At 38.4% G+C, this 22515-nt stretch carries 17 protein-coding genes; 12 read left to right on the top strand and 5 right to left on the bottom strand.

All coding sequences use genetic code 11. The features are described from left to right. Window positions 1-60: 60 nt before the first annotated feature. From V192_RS21025 to rpoC, 3 genes are all read left to right on the top strand, one after another. Entirely contained in the window at window positions 61-1038 is a 978-nt protein-coding gene (locus tag V192_RS21025) for a S16 family serine protease (protein WP_025873529.1), read from the top strand. Window positions 1039-1383: 345 nt separating this feature from the next. Beyond that, on the top strand, window positions 1384-5001 hold the full coding sequence (rpoB, locus tag V192_RS0117260; RefSeq protein ID WP_035011569.1) for a DNA-directed RNA polymerase subunit beta: 3618 nt from the start codon (window positions 1384-1386) through the stop codon (window positions 4999-5001). 138 nt (window positions 5002-5139) lie between these two features. Beyond that, window positions 5140-8793 (top strand): DNA-directed RNA polymerase subunit beta', encoded by a 3654-nt coding sequence (gene rpoC / locus V192_RS0117265; protein WP_025873531.1) that lies wholly within the window; start codon window positions 5140-5142, stop codon window positions 8791-8793. 49 nt (window positions 8794-8842) lie between these two features. On the opposite strand, the gene V192_RS0117270 is transcribed toward rpoC, so the two are convergent. Beyond that, complete coding sequence (locus V192_RS0117270; RefSeq protein WP_025873532.1) at window positions 8843-9562, bottom strand: glucosamine-6-phosphate deaminase; 720 nt, start codon at window positions 9560-9562, stop codon at window positions 8843-8845. Window positions 9563-9698: 136 nt separating this feature from the next. On the opposite strand from V192_RS0117270, the gene msrA reads away from it, so the two are divergent. After that, window positions 9699-10232, top strand: a complete 534-nt coding sequence (msrA, locus tag V192_RS0117275; RefSeq protein ID WP_025873533.1) for a peptide-methionine (S)-S-oxide reductase MsrA — start codon at window positions 9699-9701, stop codon at window positions 10230-10232. A gap of 45 nt (window positions 10233-10277) precedes the next feature. Here msrA and V192_RS0117280 read toward each other — a convergent pair whose 3' ends face one another. After that, entirely contained in the window at window positions 10278-10964 is a 687-nt protein-coding gene (locus tag V192_RS0117280; protein WP_025873534.1) for a prepilin peptidase, read from the bottom strand. Window positions 10965-11065: 101 nt separating this feature from the next. On the opposite strand from V192_RS0117280, the gene V192_RS0117285 reads away from it, so the two are divergent. The 3 genes from V192_RS0117285 to V192_RS0117295 all read left to right on the top strand — a co-directional run bounded on the left by V192_RS0117285 (window position 11066) and on the right by V192_RS0117295 (window position 14004). Beyond that, entirely contained in the window at window positions 11066-12595 is a 1530-nt protein-coding gene (locus V192_RS0117285; protein WP_025873535.1) for a gluconokinase, read from the top strand. A 61-nt stretch (window positions 12596-12656) separates the two neighbouring features. Next, on the top strand, window positions 12657-13394 hold the full coding sequence (locus tag V192_RS0117290) for a DUF5105 domain-containing protein (protein WP_025873536.1): 738 nt from the start codon (window positions 12657-12659) through the stop codon (window positions 13392-13394). Window positions 13395-13515: 121 nt separating this feature from the next. Continuing rightward, complete coding sequence (locus tag V192_RS0117295) at window positions 13516-14004, top strand: Dps family protein (protein ID WP_025873537.1); 489 nt, start codon at window positions 13516-13518, stop codon at window positions 14002-14004. A gap of 52 nt (window positions 14005-14056) precedes the next feature. On the opposite strand, the gene argH is transcribed toward V192_RS0117295, so the two are convergent. Together argH and V192_RS0117305 are read right to left on the bottom strand one after the other, a co-directional pair. Continuing rightward, on the bottom strand, window positions 14057-15442 hold the full coding sequence (gene argH, locus V192_RS0117300) for an argininosuccinate lyase (protein ID WP_025873538.1): 1386 nt from the start codon (window positions 15440-15442) through the stop codon (window positions 14057-14059). Window positions 15443-15737: 295 nt separating this feature from the next. Beyond that, window positions 15738-16940: an argininosuccinate synthase gene (locus V192_RS0117305; RefSeq protein ID WP_025873539.1), complete on the bottom strand. Its 1203-nt coding sequence runs from the start codon at window positions 16938-16940 to the stop codon at window positions 15738-15740. Between the two features lie 363 nt (window positions 16941-17303). Between V192_RS0117305 and rplM the strand changes: the two genes are divergently transcribed. Then, window positions 17304-17750 (top strand): 50S ribosomal protein L13, encoded by a 447-nt coding sequence (rplM, locus tag V192_RS0117310; RefSeq protein WP_303393681.1) that lies wholly within the window; start codon window positions 17304-17306, stop codon window positions 17748-17750. Window positions 17751-17763: 13 nt separating this feature from the next. Continuing rightward, the gene (gene rpsI, locus V192_RS0117315; protein ID WP_010762225.1) at window positions 17764-18156 is read left to right on the top strand and encodes a 30S ribosomal protein S9; all 393 of its coding nucleotides are present in this window, start codon (window positions 17764-17766) and stop codon (window positions 18154-18156) included. Window positions 18157-18363: 207 nt separating this feature from the next. On the opposite strand, the gene V192_RS0117320 is transcribed toward rpsI, so the two are convergent. Beyond that, the gene (locus V192_RS0117320) at window positions 18364-19464 is read right to left on the bottom strand and encodes a helix-turn-helix domain-containing protein (RefSeq protein ID WP_025873540.1); all 1101 of its coding nucleotides are present in this window, start codon (window positions 19462-19464) and stop codon (window positions 18364-18366) included. Window positions 19465-19589: 125 nt separating this feature from the next. Between V192_RS0117320 and V192_RS0117325 the strand changes: the two genes are divergently transcribed. From V192_RS0117325 to V192_RS21695, 3 genes are all read left to right on the top strand, one after another. Next, on the top strand, window positions 19590-20507 hold the full coding sequence (locus tag V192_RS0117325; RefSeq protein ID WP_025873541.1) for an ROK family protein: 918 nt from the start codon (window positions 19590-19592) through the stop codon (window positions 20505-20507). A gap of 26 nt (window positions 20508-20533) precedes the next feature. Continuing rightward, entirely contained in the window at window positions 20534-21643 is a 1110-nt protein-coding gene (locus V192_RS0117330; RefSeq protein ID WP_025873542.1) for an alpha/beta hydrolase, read from the top strand. A 144-nt stretch (window positions 21644-21787) separates the two neighbouring features. Next, on the top strand, window positions 21788-22507 hold the full coding sequence (locus V192_RS21695) for a DUF6287 domain-containing protein (protein WP_239644735.1): 720 nt from the start codon (window positions 21788-21790) through the stop codon (window positions 22505-22507). Window positions 22508-22515 lie beyond the last annotated feature (8 nt).

Below are 22515 nucleotides of genomic sequence, written 5' to 3' on the forward strand. Positions count from 1 at the left end.
TGTTGAGTGCTTTTTTTACAAATCAGCAAAAGTCAAAGCTAAAAAATGGAGGTGCAATAAATGAAATTTTTGAAAAAAAGTTGGATTTACCTTTTGATCATAGTTGGTTTAATCGTGGTGGCAATTACTATTCCGCTCCCTAATTTGTATACGATGACCGCAGGGCCTTTGGTAACTTTGAATAAAGCAGTTACATTGACTAATACTTCAAACAGAAAAGAGGAATCAATTTTTGTGACGACCGTTTCCAGACGGCAGGCCACTTTTTTTGGTGCTTTACAGGCCTCTTTGAGCCCTTATGCAGATATTGAGAAGGTCAACCCTGAAACAAGTGACGTTGAAAGACAGGACATGCGCTTAGTACAGCAAGCTCATATGGCGAATTCTCAGCAAACTTCGGTCGTTCAGGCGTTTCGCTTGGCAGGGAAAGAAGCAGATTTGGTGATGATCGGCGGACGTTTGATTTTCATTGATCGGGATCAAAGTGAATTAGATCCGTTGTTGCCAGGAGATATCATTACTAAAGTAAATCAAAAAGTATTTACGAATCAAGAACAGCTAAATGGTCAAACAGCGGTAACGGTACTAAGGTCTAACAAAGAACACGATGTGAGTATCAATTTCACCAATTTAACACAAGATAGCTTAGTTGCGCTGCCAGCTGTTCAACAAAGAGAAGAACAAATTCGTATGGATCTTGGTGGCGTAGGCGGCCCTTCTGGAGGTGCGATGTTAACATTACGTATTTATGATTTATTGACTGGACAACAGTTGTTACAAGGGAGGAAAATTGCAGGAACTGGAACGATTACTTCTAGTGGTACGGTTGGAAGAGTTGGTGGAATTGCACAAAAAGTATTTGCCGCCCATAATGAAAACATGGATGTGTTCTTTGTACCAAATGATGATGTCAGCGGATCAGAAGCGATCGTTAGTAATTATGCAGAAGCGCTAAAAACGAAAGAACGATTGCGAACCAAAATGGCGATAGTTCCAGTAAAAAATATGGATGATATTTTGAATTATTTAAAAAAGTAAACAGTATAAAAAATTCAAGTATTTCTACTCTGATCATAGTTTTATAAGCAGGATAAATGCTTGCGAAAACCCTTGACTTTTACTATAGAAGAAAGTATACTGTGTAGATGCAAAAACTATCTGAAAAATGACAAAGCAGGAGCGAAATATTGTCCGTTCCGGTTTTTAATAGGGAAACAAAAGTAGAAACGCACGAGAAATTTTCAAGAGCACATTCTATTTTTGGTTTTTTTTGCCTAAAAACTGCAAAAAATGCTCAATATTACAGATATTTAATATTTGTAATATTAAAGAAATATTTTCGGTTAGTGTTTTGATAGACTTTTAATTAGAGGAGTGAAGAGCTTGGCTGGACACGTAGTAAAATACGGAAAACACCGCGAACGTAGAAGTTTCGCCCGGATCAGTGAAGTGTTGGAATTACCCAACTTGATCGAGATTCAAACAGACTCTTACCAATGGTTTTTAGATGAAGGACTAAGAGAAATGTTTGAGGACATTTTACCGATCGATGATTTTCAAGGAAACTTATCTTTGGAATTTGTGGATTATGAATTAAAAGAACCTAAGTATACGGTAGAAGAAGCGCGTGCACATGACGCAAACTATTCTGCACCGTTACACGTTACTCTACGATTGACAAACCGTGAATCTGGAGAAATCAAATCACAAGAAGTATTCTTCGGTGATTTCCCTCTAATGACTGAAATGGGAACATTTATCATCAATGGTGCAGAACGTGTTATCGTTTCTCAATTAGTACGTTCACCTGGTGTTTATTTCCATGGAAAAGTAGATAAAAATGGTAAAGAAGGCTTTGGCTCAACAGTGATCCCTAACCGTGGTGCATGGTTAGAAATGGAAACTGATGCAAAAGACATCTCTTACGTACGTATCGACCGTACACGTAAAATTCCTTTGACTGTATTAGTTCGTGCTTTAGGTTTTGGCTCTGATGATACGATTTTTGAAATTTTCGGTGAAACCTTAAGCTTACGTAATACGATCGAAAAAGATTTACACAAAAATGCTAGCGATTCTCGTACCGAAGAAGGGTTAAAAGACATCTATGAGCGTCTTCGACCTGGGGAGCCGAAAACGGCTGACAGTTCTCGTAACTTACTGAACGCTCGCTTCTTCGATCCAAAACGTTATGACTTAGCGAACGTTGGTCGTTACAAAGTCAACAAAAAATTAGACTTAAAAACTCGTTTATTGAACCTGACTTTAGGTGAAACATTGATCGATGCTGAAACTGGCGAAATCATTGTTGAAAAAGGAACAGTATTGACGCACCAAGTAATGGAAACTTTAGGTGAACATATCGATAACGGCTTAAACAGCGTAACCTATTACCCAAGCGAAGATGGTGTAGTTACTGAACCAATGACAGTTCAAGTCATCAAAGTTCTTTCTCCAAAAGATCCAGAACGTATCGTTAACGTAATCGGTAATGGTTACCCTGATACAAGTGTGAAGACTGTTCGTCCAGCAGATATCGTAGCTTCAATGAGTTATTTCTTTAACTTACAAGAAGATATCGGTAACGTAGATGATATCGATCACTTAGGAAACCGTCGTATTCGTTCAGTTGGTGAATTACTACAAAACCAATTCCGTATTGGTTTAGCTCGTATGGAGCGTGTGGTTCGTGAAAGAATGTCTATTCAAGACACTGAAACATTGACACCACAACAATTGATCAATATCCGTCCAGTAGTGGCAAGTATCAAAGAATTCTTTGGTTCTTCTCAGTTATCACAATTCATGGATCAAACAAATCCTCTAGGTGAGTTGACACACAAACGTCGTCTATCTGCCTTAGGACCTGGTGGTTTGACTCGTGACCGTGCCGGCTATGAAGTTCGAGACGTTCACTATTCCCACTATGGACGTATGTGTCCGATCGAAACGCCTGAGGGCCCGAATATCGGATTGATCAATAGCTTGTCAAGTTATGCTAAAGTCAATAAATTTGGATTTATCGAAACACCGTATCGTCGTGTGGATCGTGCTACAGGAAAAGTAACCGACAAAGTAGATTACCTAACTGCTGACACAGAGGATCACTATATCGTAGCGCAAGCAAACTCACGCTTAAATGAAGATGGAACATTCGCTGAAGAATTAGTAATGGCTCGTCTGCAAAGTGAAAACCTTGAAGTGACGATCGATAGAGTCGATTACATGGACGTTTCACCTAAACAGGTAGTAGCAGTTGCGACAGCATGTATTCCTTTCTTGGAAAACGATGACTCCAACCGTGCCTTGATGGGTGCCAACATGCAACGTCAAGCAGTGCCTTTGATCCAACCTCGTTCACCACTTGTGGGAACTGGTATGGAATACAAGTCAGCACATGACTCGGGTGCCGCTTTACTATGTAAACATGATGGTGTCGTTGAATATGTGGATGCATCAGAAGTACGCGTTCGCCGTGACAATGGCGCATTAGACAAATATATGGTAACAAAATTCCGTCGTTCAAATTCAGGAACAAGTTACAACCAACGTCCAATCGTTCTTTTAGGCGAAAAAGTTGAAAAAGGCGATACATTAGCTGATGGACCTTCTATGGAAGAAGGCGAAATGGCTTTAGGACAAAACGTCCTTGTCGGATTCATGACATGGGAAGGGTACAACTACGAGGATGCGATCATCATGAGCCGTCGTTTGGTGAAAGATGATGTCTATACTTCTATCCATATTGAAGAATATGAATCAGAAGCTCGTGATACAAAATTAGGCCCTGAAGAAATCACGCGTGAAATTCCAAACGTCGGGGAAGATGCATTAAAAGACCTTGATGAGATGGGTATCATTCGTATCGGTGCTGAAGTCAAAGATGGTGACCTATTAGTAGGTAAAGTAACGCCTAAAGGGGTAACTGAGTTATCTGCGGAAGAACGTTTACTACATGCAATCTTTGGTGAAAAAGCCCGTGAAGTTCGTGATACATCTCTACGTGTACCTCACGGTGGCGGCGGGATCGTTCATGATGTGAAAATCTTTACTCGTGAAGCTGGAGACGAATTATCTCCAGGTGTAAACATGTTAGTTCGTGTGTATATCGTTCAAAAACGTAAAATCAACGAAGGCGATAAAATGGCCGGACGTCACGGTAATAAAGGGGTCGTATCCCGTATTATGCCGGAAGAAGATATGCCATTCTTGCCAGATGGTACACCGATCGATATCATGTTGAATCCACTAGGGGTGCCATCACGTATGAACATCGGACAAGTACTAGAATTGCACTTGGGTATGGCTGCTCGTCAGTTAGGTATCCACATTGCAACACCAGTATTTGATGGTGCAAATGATGATGACGTTTGGGAAACTGTTCGTGAAGCTGGTATGGCTAGCGATGCGAAAACAGTTCTATACGACGGACGTACAGGTGAACCATTTGATAACCGTATCTCTGTTGGTGTGATGTACATGATCAAATTGGCCCACATGGTCGATGATAAATTGCATGCCCGTTCTATTGGACCATACTCACTTGTTACCCAACAACCACTTGGAGGTAAAGCTCAATTTGGTGGACAACGTTTTGGGGAAATGGAAGTATGGGCACTGGAAGCATATGGTGCTGCTTACACATTACAAGAAATCTTAACGTACAAATCTGATGACGTGGTTGGTCGTGTGAAAACATACGAAGCGATCGTCAAAGGTGAACCAATTCCAAAACCAGGCGTACCAGAATCATTCCGCGTATTGGTAAAAGAATTACAATCACTTGGATTAGATATGCGCGTATTGGACATTGAAGAACAAGAAATCGAATTGCGTGATATGGACGATGATGATGATGACTTGATCACCGTTGATGCCCTAACAAAATTCGCAGAACAACAATCAGCGAAACAATTAGAAAAAGAAGCAGCGGAAGCAAAGGAAGCAGCTGATGCAGTGCTTGAACAAGAAATAGAAACTGCTGAAGATACAAAAGACTAATTGTTTTACATTTTGTATAAAGTGCCAATGAAATCCGTTAGTTATGGGCTAGAACGATCACTATGATTGCTTCTAGTTCCAAACTACGGTGAATAGCTCATTCAGCTTTTCTAACTAATTGAATGGAGGGAATCCCTTTTGATCGATGTAAATAAATTCGAAAGTATGCAAATAGGTTTAGCTTCTCCAGAAAAGATCAGAAGCTGGTCTTACGGTGAAGTAAAGAAACCCGAAACGATTAACTACCGTACGCTAAAACCTGAACGTGAAGGTTTGTTCTGTGAACGTATTTTCGGTCCAACTAAAGACTGGGAATGTGCGTGTGGAAAATATAAACGTATTCGTTATAAAGGTATCGTTTGTGACCGTTGTGGTGTAGAAGTAACTCGCTCTAAAGTTCGTCGTGAACGCATGGGACATATCGAGTTAGCAGCACCTGTTTCACATATCTGGTATTTCAAAGGTATTCCATCTCGTATGGGTCTTGTCTTAGATATGAGTCCTCGTGCATTGGAAGAGATCATTTACTTTGCGTCATACGTGGTAATTGATGCCGGAGATACTTCTTTAGAGAAAAAACAATTATTAACAGAACGTGAGTACCGTGATAAACGTGATCAATATGGTCAAGGTTTTTCTGCCGCAATGGGTGCAGAAGCTGTTAAACAATTATTAGACAATGTTGATTTAGATGGCGAAGTAGCTCAACTAAAAGAAGAGTTGAAATCTGCCCAAGGTCAAAAAAGAACACGTGCGATCCGTCGTTTGGATATTTTAGAAGCATTCCGTGCTTCTGGAAACTTACCAAGCTGGATGGTTATGGATGTTATTCCTGTAATTCCACCAGATTTACGTCCGATGGTTCAATTAGAAGGTGGTCGTTTTGCGACTTCTGACTTGAACGATTTATACCGTCGTGTAATCAACCGTAACAATCGTTTGAAACGTTTATTAGATTTAAATGCGCCAAACATCATTGTTCAAAATGAAAAACGTATGCTGCAAGAAGCAGTCGATGCGTTGATCGATAATGGTCGTCGTGGCCGTCCTGTTACAGGACCAGGTAACCGTCCGTTGAAATCTCTTTCTCATATGTTAAAAGGGAAACAAGGTCGTTTCCGTCAAAACTTACTAGGTAAACGTGTAGATTACTCTGGTCGTTCAGTTATCGTCGTAGGACCTAACTTGAAGATGTACCAATGTGGTTTGCCAAAAGAAATGGCGATTGAATTATTCAAACCATTTGTAATGCGTGAGCTAGTTCAACGCGAAATCGCAACAAACATCAAAAACGCAAAACGTAAAATCGAACGCGGAGAAGATGAAGTTTGGGATATCTTAGAAGAAGTTATTCAAGAGCATCCAGTATTGCTTAACCGAGCACCTACACTACACAGACTTGGTATCCAAGCCTTTGAACCAGTGCTAGTTGAAGGTCGTGCAATCCGTCTTCACCCATTAGTTTGTGAAGCCTACAATGCCGATTTCGATGGAGACCAAATGGCCGTTCACGTTCCGTTGAACGAAGAAGCACAAGCAGAAGCACGTATGCTGATGTTAGCTGCTCAAAACATTTTGAATCCAAAAGATGGTAAACCAGTTGTAACACCTTCTCAAGATATGGTCTTAGGTAACTACTACCTAACAATGGAAGAAGAGAACCGTGAAGGGGAAGGCATGATCTTCCGCGACATGAACGAAGCTGTGTTAGCATGGCGTAATGGATATGTGCATTTACATTCACGTATCGGTGTTCAAACAACTTTACTTGGCGACAAACCATTTACGGATTGGCAAAAAGAACGTCTTTTGATCACAACTGTAGGTAAGATCATTTTTAATGAAATCATGCCTGTAGAATTCCCTTATTTGAATGAACCAACAGATTACAACTTAACGGTGCAAACACCTGACAAGTATTTTGTAGAAGCTGGTACAGATATTCCTGCTCACATTAAAGAACAAGAATTAGTCTTACCATTCAAGAAGAAAAACTTAGGGAATATCATCGCTGAAGTCTTCAAGAGATTCCATATCACTGAAACTTCTAAGATGCTTGATAGAATGAAAGACTTAGGGTATAAACATTCGACTCATGCTGGTATGACCGTTGGTATCGCTGATATCATGGTATTGCATGAGAAACAAGAAATCATCGATGATGCTCATAAACAAGTCGAAAATATTACAAAACAATTCCGTCGTGGTCTGATTACAGATGACGAACGTTATGAACGTGTTATTGCGGTTTGGAACAAAGCTAAAGATGAGATCCAACAAAAACTGATCGAAAGTATGGATGCGAAAAATCCAATCTTCATGATGTCAGATTCTGGAGCCCGTGGTAACATCTCCAACTTTACTCAGCTTGCTGGTATGCGTGGTTTGATGGCGGCTCCAAACGGACGTATCATGGAACTTCCAATCATCTCGAACTTCCGTGAAGGACTTTCTGTCTTAGAGATGTTTATCTCTACCCATGGTGCTCGTAAAGGGATGACCGATACAGCCTTGAAGACAGCCGATTCAGGTTACTTGACTCGTCGTTTAGTTGACGTTGCCCAAGATGTTATTATTCGTGAAGACGATTGTGGAACTGACCGTGGTCTAGTGATCCAATCTATTCGTGAAGGGAATGAAATCATTGAACCTTTAGAAGAACGTCTACTTGGACGTTATACTCGTAAGTCAGTGATGCATCCTGAAACTGGCAAAATGATTATCGGCGAAGATCAACTGATTTCAGAAGATCTAGCTAGAGAAATCGTGGATGCTGGTGTTGAAACAGTAACGATTCGTTCCGTATTTACATGTAATACCAAACATGGTGTATGTAAACACTGTTACGGCCGTAACTTAGCAACTGGTTCTGGTGTTGAAGTTGGGGAAGCAGTTGGTACAATTGCCGCTCAATCAATCGGTGAACCTGGTACTCAGTTAACAATGCGTACGTTCCATACAGGTGGGGTTGCCGGAGATGATATTACTCAAGGTCTACCTCGTGTCCAAGAAATCTTTGAAGCACGTAATCCTAAAGGACAAGCAGTCATCACAGAAGTTACCGGTGAAGTGATCGATATTTCTGAAGATCCTGCAACACGTCAAAAAGAAGTAACGATCAAAGGGAAAACAGATACTCGTACGTATACAGTTCCTTATACAGCTCGTATGAAAGTTGCTGAAGGCGATACGATCCATCGTGGTGAGCCATTGACAGAAGGTTCGATCGATCCTAAACAATTGTTACAAGTTCGTGATGTTTTATCTGTTGAAAACTACCTATTGCGTGAAGTACAACGTGTGTATCGTATGCAAGGGGTGGAAATCGGCGATAAACATATCGAGGTAATGGTTCGTCAAATGCTTCGTAAAGTTCGTGTCATGGATCCAGGTGACACTGAAATCTTACCAGGTACATTACTAGATATCGCTGAATTTAAAGATCGTAACTACGACACATTAGTAGCCGGCGGCGTTCCTGCAACAAGCCGTCCAGTCTTACTAGGAATCACAAAAGCATCATTAGAAACAAACAGTTTCTTATCTGCTGCGTCATTCCAAGAAACAACTCGTGTGTTAACAGATGCTGCGATCCGTGGTAAAAAAGACCCATTACTTGGTTTGAAAGAAAATGTTATCATCGGTAAGATCATTCCAGCTGGTACTGGTATGGCTCGTTACCGTAACATGGAACCAAAAGAAGTTGGCGTAGCAAGCGAAAATGTCTACAGTATCTCTGATATTGAAGCTCAAATGGCTGCTGAAGATGCTTTGAATGAGTTGAATAAATAATAGATAATAAAAAGGCTTGAAATCAATTGATTTCAAGCCTTTTTTTTGTTTAATCAAGTTCTGACGCTGCATCTTGATCTAAAACAATCGTTAAATTAGGGTGTGTTTGTAATAAAGAAGCTGGTACTTCATTTGTGATTGGGCCGAAGAAAGCGCGTTTGATGATAGCGGCTTTTTTCTTACCTGTAGCAAAGAGCACAATTTCTTTTGCATGCATCACGCTCTTGGGCCCCATTGTAACGTAGAAGTTTGGACGCTCACTTTCATCGCCGCCAACTTCACTCAATAAGATCTCTTTCATGTTCTTAGTGGCGTCCTCTCCTACATAAGAAGTTAAATCCTCAAATTTAGTTGTTCCTGGAAGATTTCCGCAATAATGACCATCTGCTCCGATACCTAACAAAATCAAGTCTAATCCGCCATCTTGTTGAATCCTCTTATCTTGCGTTTTGTAGTTATTTTCATCTAAGGGATGAATCTGGCTCTCAGGAATTTCTGCTGGTTTGAAGAAGAGATTATTGAGATTTGTCATTGTTACACCATAGCCTTTTTTCTGTTTGAACGGGATTTCATCGAAGTTGTAATAATGAACATTATCAAGATAAGATTTGTTTTTTACATCTGAAACTAAGTATTCATACATCTTGATTGGTGTTGATCCAGCAGTTATTGCTAAGTTCACTCGTTTTTGTTGGTACATTTTACCTAGTAGAATGTTTGCGGCAACACGACTCATTTTTTCGTAGTTTTCTTCAATGATGATTTTCATTTTTTAAACAGCTCCTTCTTTTTGTTTAATTTATCATATGGGAACCATCCCATGTCAATAGATTTTTTATAGGCAAAACAATATCATTATTCTTTTATTCGGCTTATGATAAGTAAAAAGAAGAGGTGAAGGAATCATGGAACATAATTACGAAAAAGCAATTTTTGCTGGTGGCTGTTTTTGGTGTATGGTCAAACCGTTTGATACACAACCAGGCATTATTTCAGTTGTGGCTGGTTATACAGGTGGGCATATCGAAAACCCGACCTATGAACAGGTCACAACAGGAACAACAGGTCATACAGAAGCAGTTGAAATAACTTATGACCCAGCAATCATTCCCTACGAAAAACTAGTGGAAACGTATTGGCAACAAACAGATCCGACAGATGCATTAGGACAATTTGCTGACCGTGGCGATTCTTATCGGCCTGTCATTTTCTATGCCAATGAAGCGCAAAAAGAAATTGCAGAAAGATCGAAAGCGGCATTACAAGCGAGTGGTCGCTTTACTCAGCCAATTGTTACAAAAATAGAACCTGCGCAACCTTTTTATCCAGCTGAAGACTACCATCAAGATTATTATAAAAAGCACAGCGTTCATTACAACCTATATAAAGAAGGTTCTGGACGAGCTGGTTTTATTCGGAAAAATTGGAAAGATAAGTAACTTGATAGAACGAGATAAAAGGGATTTTGACTTTTATCTCGTTAGCTATTTACATAAGAAGATAACAAATAATCCAATACTTAAAAAAGGAACAAAAGGAAGTTGCTGCATTTTTTTCTTTAAGATCAATCGATAAAATAAAAGAAAGCATAGGCCGCTGCTGCTTGCAATGAACAATAAAAAAATCAGCGATTCAGCACCTAAAAGTGCTCCCCATAATGTTAAGATAAAGATATCTCCGCCGCCAATAGAATCTTTAAGGATATAACGTAAGCTGAGCAAGCATAGAAAAACAATAAGGCTCGTAAAAAGATAGACTGGCAGTGCTAAATAAATATGCCAAATACATAAGAAGATGGCGAACAAATAAAAAATCTTAGGTTCAACAATTAAATAAAAAATATCTGTCAAAGATAAGACGACTCCCATAAGTAAAAAGAAAAGGGAGTAAAGAGGATAGATAGCCTTAAATGACACAAAAAGACAAAGTAATCCACAAATCAATTCACTAAAAAAATAAATACACGATAATTTACGTTTACAGTAACGACAACGAAAACGCAAAAATAGAATTGAAATAATCGGAATCAATTCAATCATTTTTAATTTAGTCTGACAATATGAGCAGTGAGAAGCAGGAAATAAAATAGATTTACCAATGGGTACTCGTTCTGCAGTCAAACAAAGAAATGAACCAATCACACAACCACAAATAAAATAAAGAATGAACATCTAAAATCTCCTTTCATAAATAAGTACGCAAATAAAAACTTTTTTAACTAGACAATTCTTTTTTTATTAGGAATAATGAAGGTGAGAAATGAGGCGAGAAGATGGAAAAAATAGCAATTGGTGTAGATATTGGTACAACACAAACAAAGGCTGTCGCTTTTAGGGAGAATGGATCCGTTCAGGCATCAGCTTATGTTCGTTACCCACTCATTCAGGAAACAGAGGGTATGGCAGAACAAGATGTAAATCAGATTTTTCAAGCAGTAGTGACGTGTATCAAAAAAGTAGTCACTAAAGTCCAACCTTTTGAAATCTCAGTGGTATCTTTTTCTACTGCGATGCATGGATTGATTGTCATGGATAAAAATCATCAGGCTCTGACGCGTGTGATCACATGGGCAGATAATCGTGCGGAAAAGTATGCGGAAGAGCTGAAGGATACCGTATTAGGAAAGACGCTTTACCAAAATACAGGATTGCCGATGCATCCAATGACACCGTTTCACAAAATCCGTTGGTTAAAAGAAGAATTCAGTGAAATCTACGAGCGGGCAGAGATGTTTATCGGGATGAAAGAATACATCTTTTATCGTCTATTCAATCAATACATTACGGATATAAGTACTGCCTCTGGAACTGGATTTCTAAATATTCATGAGTTGGATTGGGATCAGTTAGCTTTAACTGAGATGGGGATCGCAGCGGATCAACTACCATTGTTAGTAACACCGACCCATCAGATAACTGGCTTAAATGATGAATGGGCAGAGCAGTTAGGCTTGACGGCACAAACGGTTTTTGTGTTAGGAGGAGCCGATGGGCCTTTATCAAATCTGGGATTAGGTGCGGTGACAAAAGGAACAGCTACGTTAACTGTTGGAACGAGTGGTGCTTTGCGTTATATTGTTGAACAACCTCAAACACACCCACAGGCGGAGACGTTCTGTTGTGTGTTAGATGAAAATCATTGGGTAATTGGAGGGGCCACAAGTAATGGCGCTGGGATTTTCGATTGGGCTTGTGAAAATTTATTAAAGGAAGTTCAAACGGAAGCTCGTGCAGTTGGGGAAAATTCGTATGACGCTGTGATGGATCTTGTAAAAGAAACGCCAGCAGGAGCTAAAGGATTGATGTTTCATCCTTATTTGCTCGGCGAACGGGCACCATTGTGGGATGCAGAAGCGACAGGCAGTTTTGTGGGTTTAAAACGAAATCATGATGACAAATTGATGATGCGTGCGGTGATTGAGGGGATTTGTTTGAATTTAAAGCGTGTTTTAACAGAGTTGGAGGAGTTAGGCGGACCAGTGAAAGAAATCCGTGCTACAGGTGGTTTTGCAGATTCGCAAGTGTTCAAACATGTGATGGCGGATGTTTTAGGCTATCAACTTTCATTGACGGAAAGTGTTGAAGCATCGGCATTAGGTGCTGTTTTATTGGGTTGGCAAAGTATAGGGAAAATTACTGATTTAAAGACAGTTAGTGAACAAGTAGAAATTTATGAAACCGTAGAGCCTAACAGTGAAAATAATCAAATTTATCAACAAATGTATCCGTTATTTATTATGACACAACAACAATTATCTTCGAGCTATCACCAATTAGCAAAACTAAGAGCAGATTTGGACTAACTTTTTTTGACAAACATCACTGAACTTGTTTTACTAGTAGTAAGAGAACGGAGGAAAGGAAATGAAAAAATTATGGATCGCTTCTTTGCTTTTAGTAGGGCTTTTCCTAACAAGTTGCGGCTCAAAAGGAATTTCTGCAGAAGATGCTGGCGAATTATTTGTTGATCGTCTGGTGTATCAAAAAAGGGAAAATGAATTTGCTAAGGGATTTCGCGATGGGAAACAAGCAGGCGAAGAGCTGGATGAAAATAGCAAAGCGTTCGAGCAAAACTTTGCGAAAGGCTTATCCGCCACCGGTGCACAAGTCCCGGAAAAAGAAGCAAGTCAACTAACAAAGGAACTCTTGCAACAGGCAAAAGAGAAAACATCCTATAGGATTATTAAAATAGATGAAACAAAAACTGGCGCCGTGATCTCTTATTATGTGACGGGGTTAGATCTAGTGAGTGCCATGCAGGAAATGACCAGACAGCTGGTAAAAGAAACTTTGGCTGATCCAGAAATAGCAAAAGATGATCAAAAAGCGCTAGAAGCAACTTTTTCTATCTTGGAAGAGCGGGTCAAATCAATTAAAATCAAAACAGATCCTGTTGAACTTGAGTTGCGTTTAGAAAAAGAAAAAGGAAAATGGTTTGTACCCAAAAATCAAAAAGAGGCCGTATCTAACTTGTTCATGGCATTTATTTCAGGTTCTGAAAATACAGAAGCGATGAATAAAGAGTTAGAAGAGGCAATGAATGAAGTAGCCAAAGAAATTGTTGATTCATTGGATACATTGCCAATACCTAGCAATAATTAATTCTTTAGTTTATAATTATTATTAAATGAGAAATGATATAATAATGAAGATTTTAGTGTACTTTTTTTCTGTTTCGTACTACAATATTAGTGTAGATAAAAATTTAGGAGGATGATGTATAATGAAATTTGAACAAACAAAAGAAGTATTAAACCAACTAGTTGCAGATCTAAGCCAGTTTTCAGTAGTGATTCACCAAACTCACTGGTATATGCGTGGCCCAGAATTCTTGACATTGCACCCTAAAATGGACGAATATATGGATCAAATCAATGACCAATTAGACGTTATTTCTGAACGCTTAATTACTCTAGATGGTGCTCCTTACTCAACTTTACAAGAATTTGCTGATCATACAGGTATCGAAGATGAAATCGGCACATACGAACGTACAATTCCAGAGCGCATGGAAAAATTAGTCGAAGGCTACCGTTATTTAGCTGATTTATATCAAAAAGGAATTGAAGTTTCTGGCGAAGAAGGCGATGATTCTACACAAGATATCTTTATTGCAAACAAAACAGACATTGAGAAAAATATCTGGATGCTGCAAGCAAAATTAGGTAAAGCACCTGGTATCGATGCAGATACACGTGCAAAAACTCGTTAATCAAAAAAGTTAAAAGGTGATGAAAGATACATGCTATCTTTCATCACCTTTTTTAGTTTTTTTCGCTTTCTAGTTTTTGCTTGCTACGTTCAATTGCAGCTTTTACTTGATCAAATCCAGTGCCGCCATACGAATGCCGACGTTCAATGGCTGTTTTTGATGATAGGGTTTGGTAGATATCTGATTGAATCAAAGGTGTGATCACTTGATACTGTTCTAAGGGCACATCTTGTAAATAAATCCCTTGTTTTGTACAATCTAAAACTAACTTTCCAACAACTTCATGAGCCTGTCTAAAGGGCATCCCTTTGCTTGCTAGATAATCTGCTAGCTCTGTTGCATTTGAAAAATCTTTTTCAGTGGACTTTTCCATGATTTCTTGATTCAGTTTCATCGTCTCTACCATACCTGCCATGATCTCTAAACTAGTTAAAATCGTGTGAGACGTATCAAACATGCCCTCCTTGTCCTCTTGAAGGTCTTTGTTGTAAGCTAGCGGCAATCCTTTTAAAACCGTTAGAAGGCTGAATAAATTACCATATACGCGACCAGACTTTCCTCGAATCAATTCTGCCATGTCAGGATTCTTCTTCTGTGGCATAATCGAGCTGCCTGTAGAAAAGGTATCTGTTAATTCAATAAATTGAAACTCATGACTGCACCATAAAATGATTTCTTCGCAAAATCTGGAAAGATGCATCATTAAAATAGAACTATTGCTAAGGAACTCTAAGATGAAATCCCGGTCACTCACGCCATCTAAGCTATTTTCATAGATGGAAGAAAAACCTAGTAACTCAGCTGAGTAAGCACGATCGATAGGAAATGTCGTACCGGCAAGGGCTGCACAGCCTAAGGGCGAAATATCGATTCGCTTCAAGCTTTCGGAAAAACGTTCTTGATCCCGTGTCAACATACCGTAATAAGCCATCATATGGTGAGCAAACGAGATTGGTTGTGCATGTTGTAAATGGGTGTAGCCAGGCATGATGGTATCGATATTTTCTTCGGCTTTATGAACTAGCACTTGGCGAAATAGGTGGATCTTGCTAATTACTTCTTGAACGATCTCTTTTAAATAGAGATGCATATCTGTAGCGACTTGATCATTTCTACTACGGCCTGTATGTAATTTTCCAGCAACAGAGCCAATTTCATCATGTAACAGTTTTTCGATATTCAAATGAACATCTTCGTTTTCTATACTGAAAGTAAGTTCACCAGCAAGTAGTTTCTCTTGAATTGTTGTAAGGCCCAAACTGATTTGTTTCGCCTCATCATCTGTTAAAATCCCTGTCTTAGCTAACATTTGTACATGGGCTAAACTTCCAATAATATCTTGTTTGGCTAACTTTTGATCAAAAGGAATCGAAGCGCCGAATGCATCGATCCATGCTTCGCTTTTTCCTTCAAAACGTCCACCCCATAATTTTTCCATGATGCACACCTCATTCATTTATGTATTAATATTCATTGTGATAAGAAATAAGGTTGGAACAGAAGTATTTTACTCCGAGAAAGTAAGAAGGAGTGATCTCTGTGCCAACCATTTGTTGAGACTAAAAGTTCTTGATATGAAGACTTATCGATTCCTTTATTTCGATCCGCAGATCAAAAAGAAATTCTCCGTGGATAAGTCATTTAAAATAGGTGAATCGGATAACCTTATTTACAACCATGTAAAAGTTAACTCACGTATAAATTCAACCTAGAAAAAACAAGAGTATCGCTGATTATTTTTTGTGTAAAGATGCCTGAACTTCTGCGTTGACTTTGGTTGGAAGCCCCCAGAGTTTGATAAAACCAACAGCAGCGTCTTGATCAAAGGTATCCGCAGAAGTGTAAGTCGCCAAATTTTCGTTGTATAAGCTGTTATCAGACTTACGACCTTCAACGATGGCGTGTCCTTTGAAGAGTTTTACCCGCACTATGCCATTTACATATTTTTGAGTAGATTTTAAGAAAGCAATCAAGGCATCCGTTAACGGGTTGAACCATAATCCGTCATAAATAATTTGTGACAATTGATTTTCGATGATAGGTTTGAAATGAGCTACTTCACGAACAAAAGTCAAGTCTTCCAACTCTTTATGCGCAGTCATCAGTGTGATCGCTGCTGGACACTCATAGACTTCACGCGATTTGATTCCAACCAAACGATTTTCCACATGATCGATCCGGCCGATGCCATGTTTACCAGCTAGATCATTCAAGTCCAAAATTAAATCGGATAACAGCATTTCTTTTCCATTGATTGCTGTAGGCACTCCTTCAACAAAAGTTAGTTCGATGATATCAGCTTGATCAGGTGCATTTTCTAAGCTAGCAGTTAATTCATAAGCACCTTCTGGAGGTGTTGCCCATGGATCTTCTAAAATCCCACATTCATTGGCACGCCCCCAAAGGTTTTGATCGACAGAATAAGGATTGTCTAAATCAGCAGGGACGGGTACACCTTTTTCTTTGGCATAATTGATTTCTTCTTCACGTGACCATTTCCATTCACGAACTGGAGCAATCACATTTAGCTCAGGTGCAAGGGCGTTGATCGCAACTTCAAAACGTACTTGATCATTCCCTTTTCCTGTACAGCCATGAGCGATTGTGGTTGCACCAGTTTCGTGCGCTAATTCGACTAATTTCTTAGCAATCAGCGGGCGGGATAAAGCCGATACTAAGGGATAAGATTGTTCATAAAAGGTATGGCCTTGTAGCGCAATCAAAGCAAATTCCTGCGCAAATTCTTCCTTAGCATCAATGGTATATGAAGCAGAGGCTCCGACTTCTAATGCTTTATTTTTGATGAAATCTAAATCTTTCTTTTCACCGACATCTAAACAACAAGCGATCACATCATATCCTTCGTCCACTAACCATTTAACAGCAACAGAGGTATCTAATCCTCCAGAATAAGCTAAGACTACTTTTTCTTTCATAAGTAACACTCCTTATTTTTTAATTCTCTTTTTTGATTGTTCTCATCATATCACTTGAAAATACAAAAATCAACACGTTTTATAAATAAATATACATAAAATTAAATATTTAGGAAATAATATACATTTTTATTTTTGGAGGTTGCATAATATCTATTACGCAATTCATACGGTGTTCCATTTCCTAATGAAGAATATTTTTTAAATAGGGAGGAACTAGTAAGAAAAATATAGGAAAACCTCAGAAATTCATTGACTTTACTAGCGATAGAAGGTATCATGTTAAATGGTATTGTTTGCCCCACAATGAGCCCCGGAAACTCAAGTGAATGTCAAACATCGAATAGAAAATTGGAGGAAAGAATCGTGCGTACAACATATATGGCCAAATCTGGCGAAGTAGAACGTAAATGGTATGTAGTAGATGCAACAGATATCCCAATGGGACGTCTGTCAACTGTAGTTGCTTCTATCTTACGTGGAAAAAATAAACCAACATTCACACCACATGTGGATACTGGAGATTTCGTAATTGTAATTAATGCTGATAAAATCAAATTAACTGGTAACAAAGCAAGTGATAAAATTTACTACCGTCACAGCCAATACCCAGGTGGGTTGAAATCTGTTACTGCTGGTGAATTACGCGATAAAAACTCTCGTCGTTTAATCGAAACTTCTGTAAAAGGTATGCTTCCTAAAAACACTTTAGGCCGTAAACAATTTACTAAGTTGAACGTATACGGTGGAGCGGAACATCCACATGCTGCACAACAACCAGAAGTATTAGATATTACTAACCTAATTTAAGGAGGGAAATTCATTGGCTCAAGTACAATATATCGGCACTGGCCGTCGTAAAAATGCAGTTGCCCGCGTACGTTTAGTACCTGGTACTGGTAAAATTACTGTAAATAAAAAAGACGTTGAAGAATATATTCCACACGCTGACTTGCGTGAAGTTATTAACCAACCATTTGGTGTAACTGAAACTAAAGGCGCTTATGATGTAATGGTAAACGTTAATGGTGGAGGCTACTCTGGTCAATCAGGTGCGATCCGTCACGGAATCGCTCGTGCATTATTAGAAGTAGATCCTGATTTCCGTGCTGCTTTAAAACGCGCTGGACTTCTTACTCGTGATGCCCGTATGGTAGAACGTAAAAAACCAGGTCTTAAGAAAGCCCGTAAAGCTTCACAATTCTCAAAACGTTAATTATTGGAGTCGTTGCGAATTTATTCGCTTACGAGTACTATTCAATTTCAACAGTTCAAGGCACTTTCCAAATTTTGGAAAGTGCCTTTTTTCTTTAGGATCGAAAATGTTACGACCTTTAAAATAAAACATACTTTAACGTATTAACAGTCGTCAATTCGTGTGTATATTCAATGAATTCATGCTCAAAAACCATATTACTCCTCCTCAATTTTTTTCATGCCAGTAACTTTTCGGGGTCATATGTTCATATTTTTTGAATACTTTAATAAAATAACTCGCATCGTTAAAGTGAAGTAAGGAGCTGATCGTGTTTAAATCGTACTGCTCAAATTCCAATAGCCGTTTGCTTTCTTCTATTTTTTGTTTCATCACGTATTGATTAAGAGAAATCCCGACTTCTTTTTTAAACAACTTAGATAAATGAGGCACAGAATAATTAGTATAAGCCGCAATCATTGGGACAGATAAATTCGAATAGATATTTTTATGAATAAACTCACACGTTTTTTTGACCGTGGTAGAATAATCGATATAATTGTATTTCCTGACCTCGTTACAAAATAATAGTAGTATTTCCAATTCGGGCGGTTGTGTTCCATGAAAGTGATTTTTTCGTTCGATCTCTTGAATTAAGTTGTCACTCAACGTATACGCTCGTTCATATGGCACGCCGCCTTTAATCGCATATCTTGTGGAAACGGCTACGGCCACAATTAAAATGTTTTTTTGATTTCGTAATTCTGATTCAGTTGAAAGGGTACCTGTTCGGCTATCCTTTTGAAAAGTGTAATAGTATCTTTTTAATCCTTCTTCATTACCATTCATTAATTCAATAAACATAGCCTCTTCGCTTTCAAAGTCGTGATGATAAAGCTGCTGCTCAATTTGCTCACTTAGTATTTTTTCAATAATTGTTTCTCTTAGATAGAGAATGTTTTGGTTGAGAGACTGAACTTCTTTGGCTGTGAACTTTTTTTCCTTCATAAATAAATGTATAGTTTCAGAAATTTTTAGTAACCGGTCATTATGAGAAACAAAATTGCCGACTTCATCATCAATGAATAAACAGATCAATTGATTTAGCTCGTCTGCATTGTAAGCGAATAGTAATAATTTCTGCTCTTTGAAGTAATAATTATGAATGACACTGGATTGCGTGATTAGTCGTTGAATCTGTTTAGCTGTTAACTGATGATTTGTCAGGTTCTTCTGATGACTGATCTGTCCATCAGTTTTATCCACAATAATGTAAGAAAAAATAGCGAGATCTGATAGATGATTCAAAAAATTTATAAGCGCTATCATTTTTTCAGCTCCTTTGATATAAAAATACCATTAATAATCAAATTATACTATTATTCCCTTCTGGAATGATTATAATAGATTTGTAAGCGTTTTTTCATAACGAGAAATAATAGGAGGAAATCTATATGACTGAATTAACCACTCATTTTCTTAGTATCGATATTGGAGGAACTTATATTAAGCATGCGCTGATCAATCGAAGCGGTCAAATTATTTTTGTGAAAAAAGAAGGAACACCAAGGAATATAAAAGACTTTAAAAGCTGTCTAACAGGTATTCTTGATCAATATAAAGGACAAGTGAAAGCGGTAGCTGTTAGTTGTCCTGGCAAAATCGATTCAAAAGAAGGGGTTGTCTATTATGGGGGAGCATTGTCTTATCTACATCAATTCCATTTGAAAGAATTTATTGAATCTTATATGAACTTACGATGTGCCATAATGAATGACGGTAAATCAGCTGCACTTGCTGAACTGTGGTTAGGGCAATTAAAGGACATCGAAAATGGTGCTGTGATGACACTTGGTACAGGAATTGGCGGCGGTCTTGTTTTAAATAAATCACTTCACTCAGGCAGTCATTTCCAAGCAGGAGAATTAAGCTTCATGCTACTTTCAACTGATGTTCCGATCAGTTTAGAGACTGTGGCAGGGGCGAAAGGTTCTGCAGTAAAGTTCATTCAACAAGCATCGAACCTATTAAAGTTAGAGAACCCGTTAGACGGTAAGAAAGTGTTTGAAGCATTAGAAAAGAAAAATGAAATGATTTATCCATTATTTGAAGAATTCTGTCGCAATGTGGTGATTGTCATCATGAATGTTCAGTCAGTCGTTGATTTACAACGAATCGCGATTGGCGGCGGCATTAGTGCGCAACCGATTCTTGTGGATGAAATAAAGAGACAGTATCAACAGCTACTTGCTTCTGCCCCGTTGTTAGAGACAATGCTGACGCCAGTTGAAATTGTTTCCTGTCATTTTAGAAATGAAGCTGGGCTGTTGGGTGTATTGTATCATTTACTTGAAGAAATAGAAGAAAATTGATTATTTAACTTTTAGGAGGAATCAGAATGGCACGAGAGTACGATATAAAATTAGTAGAAGCAATCCGAAATAAACAATATACAGAAATGCGTCGTGATGTGTCGGTCATTGTGAAGCCAATTCCAGATTGTGATATTGATGGTGCAATGGATCCGCGTGTCTATAAAGGGGCAAAAAAAATGAGTCTGATGATGAAATTTATTCCCAAAAGTATGCTGAAAATGGATGCTAGCCCAAAATCAATCAAACGTTTGCGTAAAATGTTTAACAGTATTGATTCGACGTCTATGGTTGAAGAAGATATTAAAGAAACGACTTTTACGATCAAAGCTGAAGATGGTTTTGATATTCCAATGACTCGTTTCCAATCTGAAAAAACGGTGGCTCATTCCCCTGTTCTCTATTTTATTCATGGTGGTGGTTTTTTTGCGGGGAGTACGGATGTTGTCAGAGAAGCATTGAAGTTATTTGTTAGTCAAACCAATATGATTGCGGTCAGTATCGATTATCGTTTAGCGCCTGAGAATCCTTTCCCGATAGGACATACGGATTGTTACACTGGCTTAAGATGGTTAGCCGATCATGTGGAAGAATGGGGAGCTGATCAACACAGTATCTTTGTTGCTGGAGACAGTGCTGGTGGGAACTTAACGGCTTATTGTAGTAATCGGAATATTGAAGAAAATCGTGAGGATGTATGTGGGCAAATTTTACTTTATCCGACACTTAATATGGGCGGGATCAAGGATAAATATACTGAATTTGATATTGATCAAGATGTGGCGATTTATGAGAAACAAGCAAGTGTGATTCGTCCTGGTATTGAGATTTTTAGTGAAATGACGACTAGTTTATCTGATATTTTGGGAACAAAAGACGTTTTAAATAAATACCTAACACCTTATGTATCAGTAAGTGAAAAAACACCGACAACGATGATTACTTCAGGAGAGCATGACTTCTTGACGGTTGAAAGCTTGGCGTATGCTAAAAAGTTAATTGATTTAGGGATAGATACGACATTTACTTTATACAGAGGAATGGGACATGCGTATATTGATCACGTAGGAAATTATCCACAGGCAGAAGATTGTATGCGAGATATTAGTGAATTTGTTAAGAAAAATAGGCGATAGAAGGTGAACATCAACAAAAATATTTTTGCATACTACTCATCTGTACTTTTAATGTAGACGGAATCTGTAATGTATATTACCATGAGAGTTACATGTATATTTTAAAGGATATACGAAAGACTTGGAGGAGTTATCGTGAAAAAAATGAAAAAGACTATTTTGTTAGGTTTATGCATGGTAATTTTGGGCGTTTTAGTGGGATGTAATAAACCTACTAAATCAAGTGATGATACAGCTAAACCATCATCTAGTAGTAAAGAAACTACAGAATTAATCACTAGTAGTAAAGAAACGAATGAGACCAAAGAAACCACAGAACAAACTACGGAACAATCAAGCACCGTTCAGGAAACAAAAGAAACTGCTAGCTCAAGTGAACAAGAAAAAGAAGCATCAGAAGAGCAAGTAATTGCATCAATGGATCTTTCTCAAATTCAACAAGGAGAGTATTCAAGCTTAAATGGAGTTTGGGAAAATGGACTAGGTAATACAATTTTTGTGGGAAATACTACCATGAGTTTTACAGACATTTCTAACCAGAATCAAGCAGCGGAAATAAATGGGTTAAACGTAAATATTCCCACTTTGAATTCACCTGAAGGGACACCTGAGTTAGTATCTTTTATGGGAGATACTAACAAAGTTCAATCGTATGAACAGCAATTAGGGATTGAAGAGAACCAAGGCTTTATTTCTTTAAGAAGCAATCTTCCAAGCGCAGTAATCTATGTATCATTTTTACCCAAAGGGATAATGGGTGATCTATTAGAAGGTGATGTCAACAAAGATAAAATTGTCGCAGTAGGTACACAAAACACCGCCACATCTGTTCGAGCAGAATACGTCTATTACAAAGTCGACTAAATTTGTGC

The organism is Enterococcus crotali (assembly GCF_000633635.1).
Lineage (GTDB): Bacteria > Bacillota > Bacilli > Lactobacillales > Enterococcaceae > Enterococcus_L > Enterococcus_L crotali.